At 45.2% G+C, this 14,561-nt stretch carries 13 protein-coding genes; 5 read left to right on the top strand and 8 right to left on the bottom strand.

The features are described 5' to 3' along the window. Window position 1 precedes the first annotated feature (1 nt). The 5 genes from ISX59_RS18875 to ISX59_RS18895 form a co-directional block, all read right to left on the bottom strand. A complete protein-coding gene (locus ISX59_RS18875; protein WP_032535553.1) occupies window positions 2–976 on the bottom strand; it encodes a DUF3575 domain-containing protein in 975 nt (324 codons plus the stop codon). Window positions 977–1,322: 346 nt separating this feature from the next. Further along, a complete protein-coding gene (gene dprA, locus ISX59_RS18880; RefSeq protein ID WP_220576159.1) occupies window positions 1,323–2,444 on the bottom strand; it encodes a DNA-processing protein DprA in 1,122 nt (373 codons plus the stop codon). After that, window positions 2,441–2,845 (bottom strand): thioesterase family protein, encoded by a 405-nt coding sequence (locus ISX59_RS18885; protein ID WP_005782900.1) that lies wholly within the window; start codon window positions 2,843–2,845, stop codon window positions 2,441–2,443. Before ISX59_RS18885 ends, dprA begins: the two co-directional genes overlap by 4 nt. Window positions 2,846–2,847: 2 nt before the next feature. Next, the gene (locus tag ISX59_RS18890) at window positions 2,848–4,089 is read right to left on the bottom strand and encodes a peptidase U32 family protein (RefSeq protein ID WP_005812518.1); all 1,242 of its coding nucleotides are present in this window, start codon (window positions 4,087–4,089) and stop codon (window positions 2,848–2,850) included. 57 nt (window positions 4,090–4,146) lie between these two features. After that, window positions 4,147–4,605: a DUF2059 domain-containing protein gene (locus tag ISX59_RS18895; protein ID WP_005822479.1), complete on the bottom strand. Its 459-nt coding sequence runs from the start codon at window positions 4,603–4,605 to the stop codon at window positions 4,147–4,149. 94 nt (window positions 4,606–4,699) lie between these two features. Here ISX59_RS18895 and dusB point away from each other — a divergent pair, with 94 nt between their 5' ends. After that, window positions 4,700–5,677, top strand: coding sequence for a tRNA dihydrouridine synthase DusB (gene dusB / locus ISX59_RS18900; protein ID WP_032543407.1), 978 nt, complete (start codon window positions 4,700–4,702; stop codon window positions 5,675–5,677). Here the strand turns inward: dusB and ISX59_RS18905 are convergent. The 3 genes from ISX59_RS18905 to ISX59_RS18915 are packed head-to-tail and all read right to left on the bottom strand — an operon-like array spanning window position 5,670 to window position 8,554. Next, window positions 5,670–6,635, bottom strand: a complete 966-nt coding sequence (locus ISX59_RS18905; RefSeq protein ID WP_005782893.1) for a phosphatase PAP2 family protein — start codon at window positions 6,633–6,635, stop codon at window positions 5,670–5,672. The genes dusB and ISX59_RS18905 overlap by 8 nt on opposite strands. Continuing rightward, window positions 6,626–7,633, bottom strand: coding sequence for an NAD(P)-dependent oxidoreductase (locus tag ISX59_RS18910; RefSeq protein WP_220576160.1), 1,008 nt, complete (start codon window positions 7,631–7,633; stop codon window positions 6,626–6,628). The genes ISX59_RS18905 and ISX59_RS18910 overlap by 10 nt, the downstream gene beginning before the upstream one ends. Window positions 7,634–7,654: 21 nt before the next feature. Beyond that, entirely contained in the window at window positions 7,655–8,554 is a 900-nt protein-coding gene (locus ISX59_RS18915; RefSeq protein WP_005782889.1) for a cation diffusion facilitator family transporter, read from the bottom strand. 103 nt (window positions 8,555–8,657) lie between these two features. On the opposite strand from ISX59_RS18915, the gene rnr reads away from it, so the two are divergent. From rnr to ISX59_RS18935, 4 genes are all read left to right on the top strand, one after another. Then, window positions 8,658–10,802: a ribonuclease R gene (rnr, locus tag ISX59_RS18920; RefSeq protein WP_165016808.1), complete on the top strand. Its 2,145-nt coding sequence runs from the start codon at window positions 8,658–8,660 to the stop codon at window positions 10,800–10,802. An 842-nt stretch (window positions 10,803–11,644) separates the two neighbouring features. After that, window positions 11,645–12,112, top strand: coding sequence for a hypothetical protein (locus ISX59_RS18925; RefSeq protein ID WP_032543403.1), 468 nt, complete (start codon window positions 11,645–11,647; stop codon window positions 12,110–12,112). Between the two features lie 124 nt (window positions 12,113–12,236). Then, a complete protein-coding gene (locus ISX59_RS18930; protein WP_220576161.1) occupies window positions 12,237–13,199 on the top strand; it encodes a toxin-antitoxin system YwqK family antitoxin in 963 nt (320 codons plus the stop codon). 71 nt (window positions 13,200–13,270) lie between these two features. Further along, window positions 13,271–14,416 (top strand): hypothetical protein, encoded by a 1,146-nt coding sequence (locus ISX59_RS18935; RefSeq protein ID WP_220576162.1) that lies wholly within the window; start codon window positions 13,271–13,273, stop codon window positions 14,414–14,416. The last annotated feature ends 145 nt before the right edge of the window (window positions 14,417–14,561 follow it).

Below are 14,561 nucleotides of genomic sequence, written 5' to 3' on the forward strand. Positions count from 1 at the left end.
TCTATCTCCTTGCCGTTATAAGCCAGACCAATGATACCTTGGCTTTGGTAGGCCCGATAAAATTGTAACGTCCGCTATTTGTCCAGACTAACGAGCCTTCGTAAGGAGTATACTTACGGTATTCTGTTGTCAAGTATCCCACTCCCACACTAAACTCAAACGAAAGATGGCGGGCTACCTGTTTCGCATATCCATACGTAACCCCCGAGGCTGCATAATACTTTCCCTGATAACCATCTCCCTTAAACTGGAAGTCGTAAATACCTCCTTCTGCATAACATCCCAGAAAATGTCCTGTCAGCCTGCCGTGTTTCCGGCGATTTCCTAACCAGCAACGTCCTTCCACCCCTCCCGAAAGCAGCTGATAGCAGAACTCTTCTCTGCTATTCAGCCACCAGGGACATTTGTATTCAGTATTCAAAGACCAACGCTTACCTAATGGTATTTCCACTTCTATATTGGGTGCCAACGCCAAGTCATAAAGCAGATTGTTCTTGACGGCCAATACCGTTTGCCGCCCCACCTTCTCCGATTCCATTACTGATTTTTCCCTATTTACCATGACAGGCTCTCCTCCGGCAAGTTTACCGGGAAGCGGTTTAGCTGTTTCCACTCCATATACCGGCTTTGCTTCTTTTACCGTCATTGCCGGAAGCCGTTTTCTTTGCGGTACCGACAGTTCCGGTAATATCCGGTTCGCAATGTAATGGTAAGCTTTTCCTCCGTTAAGCCGACGCAATAAAGACTCACATCTTACAGGATCATCACGATGGTAATCCAACAACATCAGTACATCTTTCTGATCGGGCACCTGTGAATCTGCAGCAATCTTCTCGTACAAAACAGACCAGTCTATTTTTTGAAAATCGAACCCTTCTTTCCTTATGGCATCCGTCATCGTCATCATCGCAAAACCTTCACCCGGCAAAAAGAAAAGGATCCCCCAAAAGATGAATATATAGATGCGATTCTCCATAGTTGCTCTATTTGTATAAAGCAAATATAGAGCTTTGAAATTAAACGAAATACACTTAATCTAACTAAATAAAAGGCCTGGTTTGTTGTGTGAAACGATTGGAACGATTTTGCAAGTTTGACGGGATTTATCCTTCCCTAAAGACTGCTAAATAAACAGGAAGAAGAGACATTATAAAGGCATATCCGTGAAAAACCGTGAAGGAATTCAAAAGAGAGACAATATTCAAGGAAATATTTGGAGAATCATCCGAAGAGAATTACATTTGTATTGTGATTTTTTTCATAGTATTAGATTTAAGGTTAACAAAAGGTTGGAGTCAGGCGTGACTCCTTTTTTTGCCCCTTTATTTAAGTAACTGATAGACTCCTCCCGCCAAGGCCCGGATTACTCCTTTCATTTCCAGCTCAAACAGAATGACACTGATCTTATTGACAGGAATATCAGCCTGCACCATCAACGCATTGATCTGCAAATCTCCCAGCCGTCCGAGAATATCTACAATCTTCAGTTCTTCGGCAGATAAATCAGGGAAAAGATTCCGCTGTACGGTTGTCGGTTTAATAGTATGTGAACCGGTATCCCACCCCATTGCCTTCACAAAATCCGCCGCAGACTCCAACAAAACAGCCTTATTGTCCCGTATCAACTGATTGCACCCTTTCGAATATTCATCAGTGACCCGCCCCGGGAAAGCAAAACAGTCGCGATGATAACTTCCGGCAATATCCGCCGTAATCAGAGAACCGCCTTTAGCGGCAGACTCCACCACAATAGTGGCATCGCTGATACCGGCAACAATACGGTTCCGACTGATGAAGTTATGTTTATCCGGATTTGTTCCGGAAAGAAATTCAGTTAACAGTCCACCCTGCCGGAGCATATCAATGGCTGTTTTACGATGTAACGAAGGGTAAATACGGTCCAGCCCATGAGCCAATACCCCCACAGTAGGAAGCTCGACAGCCAGTGCTGCCCGGTGGGCATTGATATCGATCCCATAAGCCAATCCGCTGACAACAAGTACATCCGGACATAAAGCCTGCAAATCCTGCAGGAAACTGACGCAAATTTGTTTCCCGTAATCCGTTGCATTACGGGTCCCGACCATATTAATAATGTGGAAAGCATTGAGATCGGCTTTTCCTTTAAAGAATAATACGACGGGAGCATCATCGCATTCACGCAGTCTGGAGGGATAGCCCTCATCTGCCATCGTAAGGCAAGAGATACGGTTATCCCGTACAAACTCATATTCCTGTTCGGCACGCTTCAATGCCTGTGGAGAATCCAATGCTGCGACAACTGCCTGATTCACTCCGGGTAAGCGATCGGGCAATTCAGTCCGGTAACGGAATACATCGGCAGCACTCCCCATACCGTCTACCAGACGTTTGGCACCTATATGCCCAACGCCCGGTATTTGCGTCAGTGCAATACTGCATATCCGTTCTTCATCGGTGCTCATTGCAGGTAAGGCGCAAAAATCCGGTCGAATAATTCACTATCGCTCAAACGTCCGTTTACCACACATACCGTTTCCACCGTCGATTTAACGACAACCTTATTATCGCTTTTCCGGAAGATGTCCTGATAGAACACATATTTGATACCTTCTTTCTTCATATACAATTTGGAAACGAATTCATCACCACTCTTTAATGGGGTTTTGAAGGCCATATTAATGCGGGCTACCACCGGATCCACGCCCTCTTCGTGCAGTTTTGCAAAACTTACGCCTACCGATGAAAGAAACTCATGACGGGTATGTTCCAGATAATGTTGATAATTAGCGTTATTCACAATGCCTTGCAGGTCGCACTCGTAGTCACGTACCTTTAAAGTAAGTTCATAGATATACTTTTCCATCTTTATTCCAGTCCTTTAAATTTTTTCAGTTCTTCGGTCGAAACCAATTTATACAGTTTGTCACTCGGACGTATCTTATCCAGCTTCATAGAGAAGTGCTCTCCCTTCTTCACGGTTTCTACCGGTTTCAGGTCCACACGGGCCTCATCGAGCGTAGCAAACACAGCTCCGGTAGTAGGGCCGGTAATCAACAGCTTATCGCCTACACTCACTTCAGCCGCTTCCACCAGGAATTCGGCTACACCAATGTTGGAGAAGTATTTAATACCTTTCCCCACATAGATCTTACGTTCGGTTGCCGCCGATCCGTAATTCTTAGTCCATTCTCCCAGACGCTGTCCCAGATAGTAACCGTCCCAAAAGCCCCGGTTGAATACCGTTTTCAAGCGTTCATCCCACGCCGCAATCTTCTCGTCGGTAAACGTACCATCCAGACAGGCCTGAATAGCCTGCTTATAACACTCGACAACAGTACGTACATATTCGGGCCCGCGGGCACGGCCTTCGATTTTGAATACACGCACCCCGGCATCCATCATTTTATTCATGAAATGAATGGTCTTTAAATCTTTGGGCGACATGATGTACTGGTTGTCAACCTCAAGTTCCACATCGGTATCCTTATCACGGACAGTGTAAGAACGACGGCAGATCTGCATGCAGGCTCCCCGGTTGGCAGAATGATTCATTTCATGCAAAGACAGATAGCACTTGCCCGAAACAGCCATACAAAGCGCTCCGTGGCAAAACATTTCGATACGGATCAGCTCTCCGCCCGGTCCACAGATATGTTCTTCCTGAATCTGACGATAGATCTCCGCTACCTGTTCCAGATTCAGTTCGCGCGCCAACACCACTACATCGGCAAATTGCGCGTAAAACTTCAAGGCTTCTGCATTCGAGATATTCAATTGCGTAGACAGATGCACTTCCTGACCAATCTTGTTGGCATAACTCATCACCGCCACATCGGCGGCAATCACAGCCGAAATACCCGCTTCCTTGGCCGCGTCGACAATGGTACGCATCAGTTCAACATCCTTGTCATATATGATGGTATTCACCGTCAGATAACTCTTCATTCCATGTTCGTCACAGGTCCGGGCTATCTCGCGCAAGTCCTCAATGGTGAATGTATTGGCCGAACGTGCACGCATGTTCAGATTCTCAATACCAAAATAAATAGAATCGGCTCCCGCCTGGATGGCTGCCGCGAGCGATTCGCGTGAGCCAACCGGAGCCATTATTTCAAAGTCACTTATCTTATACATAGTTACCAATTATAAGTTACGAGTCCGTAACTACTGAATATATCCTTTTTCTTTCAGGTTTGCCACTATCTCCTGGGCAATCCCCATTCCGATCTGCTGACCCGCTTCCATGGCCTCGGCAGTCATCACCGGAGTGGACTCGGCCAGCTTCTTTCCCACAGGCGATTCATAGAACTGGGTAATCTTCTTCAGGTCGTTTATCGTCAGATACCTGTAATAAATAGATACATATATATCCATAAACTGTGTGTTTGCCTTTTCGGACAACTGCTCTTCAAAAGTTTTCCAGAATTCATCCGGAACGTTCGAATAAGTATGTTTCATCATCCCGATCATCTGCGGAACCATCGATTTCACAGTAGTCATAGCGCCCGAGGCCTCGAGCATCTTGCTTAACGCCTCTTTATAAGCAGCATCCTGAGCCGAAACGGAAGTGGCAGACAAGATAAAAGTCAGGCACAGAGCAATGGAAAATAGTCTTTTCTTCATAATTTCTATCCAGTTAAATAAATGAATGGAGTGCAAAGGTAGGGGTTTTTTCCGTACTTTTGCAGCCAAATAATGAATAGAAAATCGTAAAAAGATGAAAATAGGCCACATAGACCTGGGTGAACGCCCTGTATTTTTGGCTCCGATGGAGGATGTCACCGATCCCGCTTTCCGCCTGATGTGCAAAAAGTTCGGAGCCGATATGGTATACACAGAGTTCGTCTCGAGTGATGCTTTGATACGTTCCGTCAACAAAACAACTCAAAAACTGACCATCTGCGACGAAGAACGTCCCGTCGCCATTCAGATATACGGTAAAGATATGGAAGCCATGGTTGGCGCAGCCCGGATTGTAGAAGAAGCACAACCGGATATATTAGACATCAACTTCGGCTGTCCGGTAAAGAAAGTTGCCGGAAAAGGCGCAGGCGCCGGTATGTTGCAGAATATCCCGAAGATGCTTGAAATAACCCGTGCCGTGGTAGATGCAGTCAAAATACCCGTTACTGTAAAGACCCGTCTGGGATGGGATGCGGACCATAAAATCATTGTCGACCTGGCCGAACAATTACAGGATTGCGGTATTGCGGCATTAGCCATTCACGGACGTACCCGGGCACAGATGTATACGGGCGAAGCGGACTGGACCCTGATAGGGGAAGTAAAGAACAACCCGCGTATGCATATACCGATCATAGGAAATGGCGACGTAACTTCGGCTACCGGTGCCAAGGAGTGTTTTGAGCGGTATGGAGTAGACGCTATCATGATAGGACGTGGCAGCATCGGCCGCCCATGGATATTCCGCGAAGTGAAGCATTATCTTGAAACCGGAGAAGAATTGCCGCAGGAATCCTTTGAGTGGTATCTGAATGTATTGCGTGAAGAGGTGCTAAACAGTGTAGCCCGCCTGGACGAGCGCAGAGGGATTATCCATATCCGCCGCCATCTGGCAGCAACTCCTTTATTCAAAGGAATACCCAACTTCCGGGAAACACGCATCGCCATGCTGCGAACAGAGTCGGTAGAAGAGCTTTTCCGGATATTCGATGGACTTCACCCCATCACTTAAACATCGGCACTGCAAACCATTTCTTGAACATCTTTGTCACCAGCACATACAGCACGAAAGCAGAGATAAAGCCCGCAATCGCATCAATCAGATAATGTGCCTGAATATAGACAGTAGCTCCGCAAAGCAACAGATAGAGCGGCAACAGGCAGGCAAAAAGTTTCTTGCTGCCACGCCAAGCCATAATCATCAGAATAGTCGAAACACCGACATGCGAACTGGGAAAAGCCGCCGTAGGACGCTCTCCCACTTGTTGCGAACCCTCTACCAGGCTATAAAAGAATCCATGCTGATAGCCGGGGCCCGGAAGCAACTCCTGATTGTGATTGAAATAATCGCCAATGGCAGGAAAGACACCTTGTGAGACAGAATCCATACCAATGGCAGGGAAATAGAACTGAGGACCGGCAACCGGAACGAATATATAAATAAGGTAGTAGATGAAAAAGCAGGTGACCAGTACAAACGACATCTTCTCAAACAGATCGAACCGATAGATGAAATAGAACAACGTCACCACCAGAATCATCGGATAATATGCGAAGTACCCCATATTGAAGGGTTCACTCACCCACATTTGCGGAAACGCGTGGCAAAACCATACGGCAGGTTGCCCTCCGAACATCCACTGTTCGGCCGTAGCAAAAAGATGATCCAGGTTGGGGAAGACACGGTTGAACTCAAAAGTATCCGGATACCAGTATGACAAAAGACTCATCTGGATAGCGATACGCACAAAAGCGGAAAACTTACATGGAGCCAACCGGTAGAGATACATCAGCAAAAAAGTCATTGCCGCAATCACTGCCCTGTCCCACAACATGTGGAGCGGATGGTCCATCCGTTGAAACATGAATAAAATCAAGATAGAAGTTAACAGATTATATATCAATGTTATCTTCTCAACAGCAAACAAGCCCTTACGGCTTTCTACACGTTTAAATAAATCTAAAGCCATCCTTCGTTCTTATACCAGGCAATCGTTTCCTTCACTCCCTTTTCCAAATCGTATTCAGGAGCATATCCCAGTTCTTTCACAGCCGGAGTTATGTCGCATTGCCAATTTCTTTGTTTCATTATTTTATATTTGTCCGAATTCAGTGTGCTGCTCTTTCCCGAACGGGTCGCTATAAATTCGGCGAGCAAAGATACGACTTTTAGCACAATTAACGGACATTTGATGTGAATAACAAACGGACTCCCCAATTCTTTTTGAATCAGATCGGAGAAAGCACGGCTTTTATATACCTTCCCGTCAGCCAGAAAGTAAGCACGCCGGGATACTTCCTTCTCAATTCCCAGAAAAATAGCCTGTACAATATCTTTCACATACACAAATGTCAGATCCTGCCGTTTATATCCCACGGAGAAATCCGTATGCTGCCGGATGGACTTCGCCATCAGGAAATAGTCTGCCTCACGAGGCCCGTACACTCCCGTCGGACGGTAAATGACATACGGAAAACCGGGTATGCTCTGAATGTAGAGCTCTGCTTTCAGCTTGCTTAATCCGTAAGCCGTATTCGGAGCCGGAATATCTTCTTCACGGATGGGTGAATAGTCCTTTTCGCGTATCGGACCGAATACGCTCAGGGTGCTGATGTAGATGAACTGCTTGGGAATCATATTGAGCTCGCGCAACGTATCGACAAAGTATTTGGTCTGCAGATAGTTGACACGGTCGAAGTCGTTCTTGTCCGCACACTTGGTCACGCCGGCACAATGGACGATATAATCGAATTTATTGTACGTACCTTTATGGCCGGACAGTTGTGCCCGCAACTCATTGGGGTGTGCAAAGTCCAACTCAAGGAAGTGAATCTTGCGTTCTTTCAGGTATTTCTTACTGCTGGATGCACGGATCCCCGCCCAGACACCAAACCTGCGTTTCAAAGCTTCCTGAACAATGAAACTGCCGATAAATCCGCTTGCTCCGGTAATTAGAATACTCTCCATAAAATTCAGATCAAATGATAATTATTTCGTTGGTTCCACATGAATGCCTACATGGGTTCCTTTCCCAAACATCTCTTTTAGTTTATTTTCGATAGCAGTAGCCGTGCCATGCGCCTCTTCCAGAGTTATCTTCCCATCCATGCGGACATGAATTTCGATGGCATAATAACTGCCGATCCTGCGGGTACGCAAATGGTGGGGCTGACTCACTCCCGGAAAAGAGAGTACGGTCTGTTCAATCTCTTTCTCGACATCGTCCGGCAAGGACTTTTCAAGCAGTTCGTCCACACAAGGAATCAGCAACTGCACAGATACCTTCATAATAAAGAAACTGACTACCACTGCGGCAATCGGATCGAGTACCCGCCAATGATCTCCCAGCAAAATGGCCCCTCCAATACCGATAGCCGTTCCGATGGATGATAACGCATCACTCCGGTGATGCCAGGCATTGGCTACCACGGCCTGAGAATTTAACTTCTTGCCCTGAATCACGGTATACTGATACAGTATCTCTTTTGACACAATCGACACCAATGCCGCCACCAATGCCACTACACCGGGAGACTCCAACTGTCCGCCCTGCAAAAAAGTATAAATGGAAGAGGCACCATTCCAAAAGATACCGAAGCCGACACACAAAAGTAACAACCCGATGATGGCCGTAGCCAATGTTTCATATTTGCCATGCCCATAATCGTGCCCCTTATCTTCGGGCTTCCCGGCGATACGGACAAAGACAATGACAACAATATCGGTGATGAAGTCGGATAGTGAATGGACAGCATCGGCCAGCATAGCCGCACTATGCCCGGCAATTCCGGCAAAGAATTTAAAAACGAGCAAAAGGAAGTTCACGATACTTCCCACGATCGTTACTTTATAAATTCCCTTCTCCCTGGAAGACTTTTCACTTTCCATTTGTTAGATTATTCATAATGTGAGGGGCAAATGTACATGAAAATCTTGAATTATTAATATTTAATCGCTTACTTTGTACTGATTGATATAAAACGAACCGATTATGGCTAAAAAGAAAGAAAAAAAAGCCGGCAAAAGAATGAAGAAGAAAGAACTGTCAAAGGTGGTTCTCGATTTCTTCCATGCCAAACAAGACGAGGTTATCAGCCTGAAATATATTTTCTCGGAACTGAAGTTAACCACTCATCCGCTAAAAATGCTCTGCATGGATATCCTGTCCGATCTCCTGGCCGATGACTACATTACCGAAGTAGATAAAAACAAATATAAACTAAACAATCACGGTGTTGAAATGACCGGAACTTTCCAACGTAAAAGCAACGGGAAGAACTCGTTTATCCCCGAAGGAGGCGGAGACCCGATTTTTGTCGCCGAGCGTAACTCCGCTCATGCGATGAATAACGATAAGGTGCGCATCGCCTTTTATGCCAAACGTCGCGGACGCGAGGCCGAGGGAGAAGTGATCGAGATACTGGAACGCGCCAACGATACATTCGTCGGCACACTGGAAGTGGAGAAATCATATGCCTTCCTCGTCACGGAAAACCGTACGCTTGCCAACGACATCTTTATCCCTAAAGATAAACTGAAGGGCGGAAAGACCGGCGACAAGGCAGTGGTAAAGGTCACAGAGTGGCCGGACAAAGCTAAAAACCCGATCGGACAAGTGCTCGACATTCTTGGCAAAGCCGGTGACAATACGACTGAGATGCACGCTATCCTGGCCGAATTCGGATTGCCATACGTCTATCCGCAGTCGGTAGAAAAAGCCGCGGATAAGATTCCCGCAGAGATTTCCGCAGAAGAAATAGCCCGCCGCGAAGACTTCCGGAAAGTAACCACCTTCACCATCGACCCGAAAGACGCCAAAGACTTTGACGATGCCCTTTCCATCCGCCCGTTGAAGGACGGACTTTGGGAAGTCGGCGTACACATTGCCGATGTGACGCATTATGTCAAAGAGGGAAGCATCATCGACAAAGAAGCCGAAAAGCGTGCAACCTCCGTTTATCTGGTAGACCGCACCATACCGATGTTGCCCGAACGTCTCTGCAACTTCATCTGCTCGCTTCGCCCCAACGAAGAGAAACTTGCTTTCTCTGCCATATTCGACATTACGGAAAAAGGAGAAGTGAGAGATTCGCGCATTGTACACACGGTCATCGAATCGGACCGCCGCTTCACTTACGAAGAGGCGCAACAGATCATCGAAACCAAAGAGGGTGACTTCAAGGACGAGGTACTGATGCTCGACACCATAGCCAAGGCTCTGCGTGAAAAGCGTTTTGCGGCAGGAGCCATCAACTTCGACCGTTACGAAGTGAAATTCGAAATCGATGAAAAAGGAAAACCCATCAGCGTTTACTTTAAGGAATCCAAAGATGCCAATAAGCTGGTAGAAGAGTTTATGCTGCTTGCCAACCGCACCGTAGCAGAGAAAATAGGCAAGGCACCCAAAGGAAAGAAGGCCAAAGTGCTGCCTTACCGTATCCACGACCTTCCTGATCCGGAAAAGCTGGACAACCTCGCACAGTTCATCGCCCGTTTCGGTTACAGACTTCGCACAAGCGGAACCAAGACGGATGTCTCTAAATCGATCAATCACCTGTTGGACGACATACAAGGAAAGAAGGAAGAGAACCTGATTGAAACCGTATCTATCCGTGCCATGCAGAAAGCGCGCTACTCTACGCACAACATCGGTCATTATGGACTGGCTTTCGACTATTACACCCACTTCACCTCTCCTATCCGGCGTTTTCCGGACATGATGGTGCACCGGTTGGTAACCAAATATATGGATGGCGGACGCAGCGTATCGGAAACGAAGTACGAGGATCTGTGCGACCACAGTTCGAACATGGAACAGATTGCAGCCAATGCCGAACGCGCTTCCATCAAATACAAACAGGTGGAGTTTATGAGCGAACATCTGGGACAGACTTATGACGGAGTGATCTCCGGCGTAACGGAATGGGGACTTTACGTAGAACTGAACGAAAACAAATGTGAGGGCATGATACCTATCCGCGATCTGGACGATGATTATTACGAGTTCGACGAAAAGAACTACTGCCTGCGCGGTCGTCGCAAGAACCGTATCTACAGCCTGGGAGACGCGATCACTATCAAAGTGGCACGGGCCAATCTGGAGAAGAAACAACTGGACTTCGCACTGATAGAGTAATACTTTGTCAAAATGATAATCGGGACCCGCTCAGATTGCCTTATTTCCGGCAAGAGTACGTCCGCAAAGAAAAATCGCCTTCCACACGGATCGGCGATTTTCTTTTTATTATCCAGATAGGGAAAGTTGGCACAAAAGCGAAAGCATAAGTACATAGAAGCCGGACAAAGAAAAAGAAATAAAGGATATAAGGAATCATTTTATCTTTTCCTAAGCGTTCGCCATTCGGAAGCAACCAGAGAAATATATGGATTCACACCGCTCCGAAACACCGGTAAAAGAAGATGTGAAACAAAAGACCTTTGTTTTTCTTCAAAAGAAGTAAGCATTTCACCCGAAAGAAGTAAGCATTTTCGGAAAATGCTTACTTCTTTTCGAGAAAAGCAAGGGGCTTCAACCCGAAAAGCCCGGGTTTCCGATCTCCAAAGTCCGGCTGTTGGAGTCCAAAAATCTGTTTTTGTGTTCCTGTGCTCCCTATCAGTCCGATAAAAGAGAAAGTATATGTAAGCGGAAACAGCCATTTACTTACTTTTTGAAATGAAACACAGACAAAACGCAGCAATCGGATCATCCGACAAATTCTAATATATAAAATCCATTCCGACAATGTATCCAAGGTGCCGTGCAATTCTTTGATTTAAGTGTAAATGCGACAGTTCTTCTTTTTACCATATACATTCGTACCCGCTTATCAACTCTGCTCATTGCCGCTTCATCATTTAGCATTTCAACAATAAAACCAATTTTCATTCGGTCATCGGAATTAAAAACAGTATATTTGCCGCTAACTAAACAAAGTCGTAATACGGAGTAAAGCAACTCAATAAAAGAACATCACAAACATGCTTGGAATAAAACTGATCATAGCAATACTATTTGTAATCATCGCATTACTCAGCATCTTCTTTATAATTATCAGAGCAATCAAGAATAATAAGAACTGGAAAATAATAGAACCTGAACTTATAAAGAAAGTTCAAGAGTCCACCAGGCAAGAAATTATACATACAATGACGTTAAACGCCAGCGATTCAACTGACTTCTCCAACGGCAAGGGTTTTTTACTATGGATAGCATTTACATCTGACTACACAGCTTTTATCAATAAGAGCTATATTGCCGATAGCGGTAATGGACATATTTATCTTTCAAGAAGAATGGATACTTCAATGAAAAGATTAGAGAAAAGATTTATGGAACTTGAGTTCAGGAACAAGGAATCCGCAGAAATATTAAAATTAGACGTACTGGTCCGTCCCAAAGACATAGAGATACTAAGCGCATTTATTCCCAATAAAAAATCTTTGTAAAGATTGACAGTACAAAAACCGATCAGGAAACCGGATATCGAACGTACTTTCATCTGCTACGGCAGATAAAGGCAGAATGCAGATATTCCAATTATTTATTATCACAAAATAAACTAAGAAATCAATGAAAAAAGTTATTCTTTTACTCTTACTCGGAGCATGGGTATTCACAAGTGTTGCTCAGGAAAAGGTATTTCAAGTAAACGAAGTGTCCGTCATTAACTATGGTGACGGACGGTTGCTGTTCCGGGAACTGAACGAGGAAAAAACACCATTGCAGGGCGAATACCGCATCATCGACGGCTATCATTCGGAATATATCCTGGCTTCTTTCAAGAATGGCATGTACGACGGGCTGTATCGCCATTTCAAGAGGAATGTCCTTGCGGAGGAAAGCACATACAAGGATGGATGGAGAGAAGGCTATCGTAAAACATATTATGGCGACGGCAAAACCCTGCAGGGCGAAGGAACATTCACGGAAGGAAAGTTGCACGGTGTCTGTAAGTCATACTATCAAAATGGAAAAGTCGAAACGGAGGTCTGCTATAAAATGGGAGACCAGGACGGATACGATCGCAGATACGATGAGGATGGAAACCTCGTGCGCGATACTTATTACAAGGACGGCAAGCCCGATGGAAATTGGGTAGAGCATCTGTCCGGTAGTATTGATTTCACTCGTCGCAGCAGCTATAAAAACGGATTGCTGACGGGCGAATATTCTGAAACGCTAAAGAATGGAAATCTCCGTAAAAAAGGTACTTACAAGGAAGGCAAAAAAGACGGAATCTGGATCGAATATCGCCGTGACACGGGCATCCCCGAACGTTCGACTACCTACCGGGCAGGGGAAAAGACAGGAGAAGAGATTCGCTATTTCACTGATGGAAAGCCCGAAAGCTCCAAAAATTACCTGAATGGCAAATTGGAAGGCATTAGCCGCGAATATTATTATAGCAACGGCCAACTAAAGTCGGAATTCACCTATAAGGCCAACAAACAGCATGGTCCTTTTAAATATCTGAACGAAGACGGAACCGTGCGCGAAGCAGGCCGTTACGAGAACGATATACGGAAAGAGTAATTCTGCCGGAACCGGTATGGAAGGCGGTTTTACATTTATAGATAGGAATATGAATAAACACATTTGTTTTTATGAATAGAAAGTGGATCTTAATAACACTGTGCATTATACTACTATCCGGTTGTATAAATTTTGGGAAACGTTCGTCCACTCCGAAGACTCAATCACCCGGCAACGAAACCGAACAATCAGAACACGCCATCAGTCAGCATTGGATTGGGAGCTATTCTTTATATATCCTCTCAGGAGAAACCATTCAAGAAGATGCCAGCAACATCGGAGTCGGTTATGATTTTGAAATTCAGGATTCGATGGTTTCTTTTACAGCAGCAGGCTTTCAGACGTTTTTCGTGTGTGAATGCTCGGTCCGGGAAGGCAAAGATCGGTTGTTGTTACTTTACAAAAGAAAGATTGAAGAGACTACTACCGTACCTTTTAAAAATGAGGGCGATACGGTTGCCCTGATTACCTGTGAACAGGGAAAATATTATGTGCAAAGCCCGGTCATTCCGATTACCGGATGGGGTTACAATCAAAAGATATTGCTGGAGAAAGAGCCGGTTAATACATCAGAGGAATCGGATCATGACTCGATCCCGGAAATAACCTATTGGCACGAGGACTTTGAATATGGCACTGAAGAAGATCATTTAGACCGTTGGGTCATTCCCATTGACGAAGCTGAATTTTTAGCGGCATCGGCTAACTATAAGAACATACAGCCGGACAGCACAGTTCAGTTACCCACTGACCAAGGGAGCTATTCTGTTTCGCTGGAAAATGGGCACACAAAAGTGTTATCCGATTGCTATGAACAATCCGATGCGTATCGTAAATACCTATACAAAGGATATCTTGCAGAAATGAATTGTTATGTATTTGAATACGAAGGCCTTGAGTGGGAAGGAATTTCATACGTCTCTAAAGCGAACGGGGAAGAATACGGTCTCCGCACCCAAGCTTTGTTCTCTCTGAATCAGAATTGTTATTGTGTGGATGCATGCACCGAGCTTGAAGGCGAAAGAGCCGGAATTATAAAGGTATTTCAGGTCTCAGGCAGCGAATTCAAATTCATGTTCGGCTTATGGTCGGACAAGATATTCCCGCAAACCGTTTGCTGGAAGGATAACACCACTCTTTATGTGAAAGCCCTCCGGGAGGAAAATGGCGCAGATCAAACTTATTACTATAAGATACCTTTGGATCAGGTACAATGATTCATTTTTGGTAAATGACCGATAAAGAGGCTGTCTCAAAATTTTATTTTTGAGTTCAGCCTCTTGTTTTATTGTCTATTGCTTTTCTTACCTAATCTTTTTATACTCTTTTCCCTCTTATTCTTTTATAATAAAGCAATCTTGT

Origin of the sequence: Bacteroides sp. FSHCM14E1, assembly GCF_019633785.1 — a bacterium.
GTDB classification, from domain to species: Bacteria; Bacteroidota; Bacteroidia; order Bacteroidales; family Bacteroidaceae; genus Bacteroides; species Bacteroides hominis.

Bases quoted from the DNA above. Each gene is read 5' to 3' on its own strand.
- ISX59_RS18875 (WP_032535553.1), bottom strand. From the start codon at position 976: ATGGAGAATCGCATCTATATATTCATCTTTTGGGGGATCCTTTTCTTT.
- dprA (WP_220576159.1), bottom strand. From the start codon at position 2,444: ATGAGCACCGATGAAGAACGGATATGCAGTATTGCACTGACGCAAATA.
- ISX59_RS18885 (WP_005782900.1), bottom strand. From the start codon at position 2,845: ATGGAAAAGTATATCTATGAACTTACTTTAAAGGTACGTGACTACGAG.
- ISX59_RS18890 (WP_005812518.1), bottom strand. From the start codon at position 4,089: ATGGCTCCGGTTGGCTCACGCGAATCGCTCGCGGCAGCCATCCAGGCG.
- ISX59_RS18895 (WP_005822479.1), bottom strand. From the start codon at position 4,605: ATGAAGAAAAGACTATTTTCCATTGCTCTGTGCCTGACTTTTATCTTG.
- dusB (WP_032543407.1), top strand. From the start codon at position 4,700: ATGAAAATAGGCCACATAGACCTGGGTGAACGCCCTGTATTTTTGGCT.
- ISX59_RS18905 (WP_005782893.1), bottom strand. From the start codon at position 6,635: ATGGCTTTAGATTTATTTAAACGTGTAGAAAGCCGTAAGGGCTTGTTT.
- ISX59_RS18910 (WP_220576160.1), bottom strand. From the start codon at position 7,633: ATGGAGAGTATTCTAATTACCGGAGCAAGCGGATTTATCGGCAGTTTC.
- ISX59_RS18915 (WP_005782889.1), bottom strand. From the start codon at position 8,554: ATGGAAAGTGAAAAGTCTTCCAGGGAGAAGGGAATTTATAAAGTAACG.
- rnr (WP_165016808.1), top strand. From the start codon at position 8,658: ATGGCTAAAAAGAAAGAAAAAAAAGCCGGCAAAAGAATGAAGAAGAAA.
- ISX59_RS18925 (WP_032543403.1), top strand. From the start codon at position 11,645: ATGCTTGGAATAAAACTGATCATAGCAATACTATTTGTAATCATCGCA.
- ISX59_RS18930 (WP_220576161.1), top strand. From the start codon at position 12,237: ATGAAAAAAGTTATTCTTTTACTCTTACTCGGAGCATGGGTATTCACA.
- ISX59_RS18935 (WP_220576162.1), top strand. From the start codon at position 13,271: ATGAATAGAAAGTGGATCTTAATAACACTGTGCATTATACTACTATCC.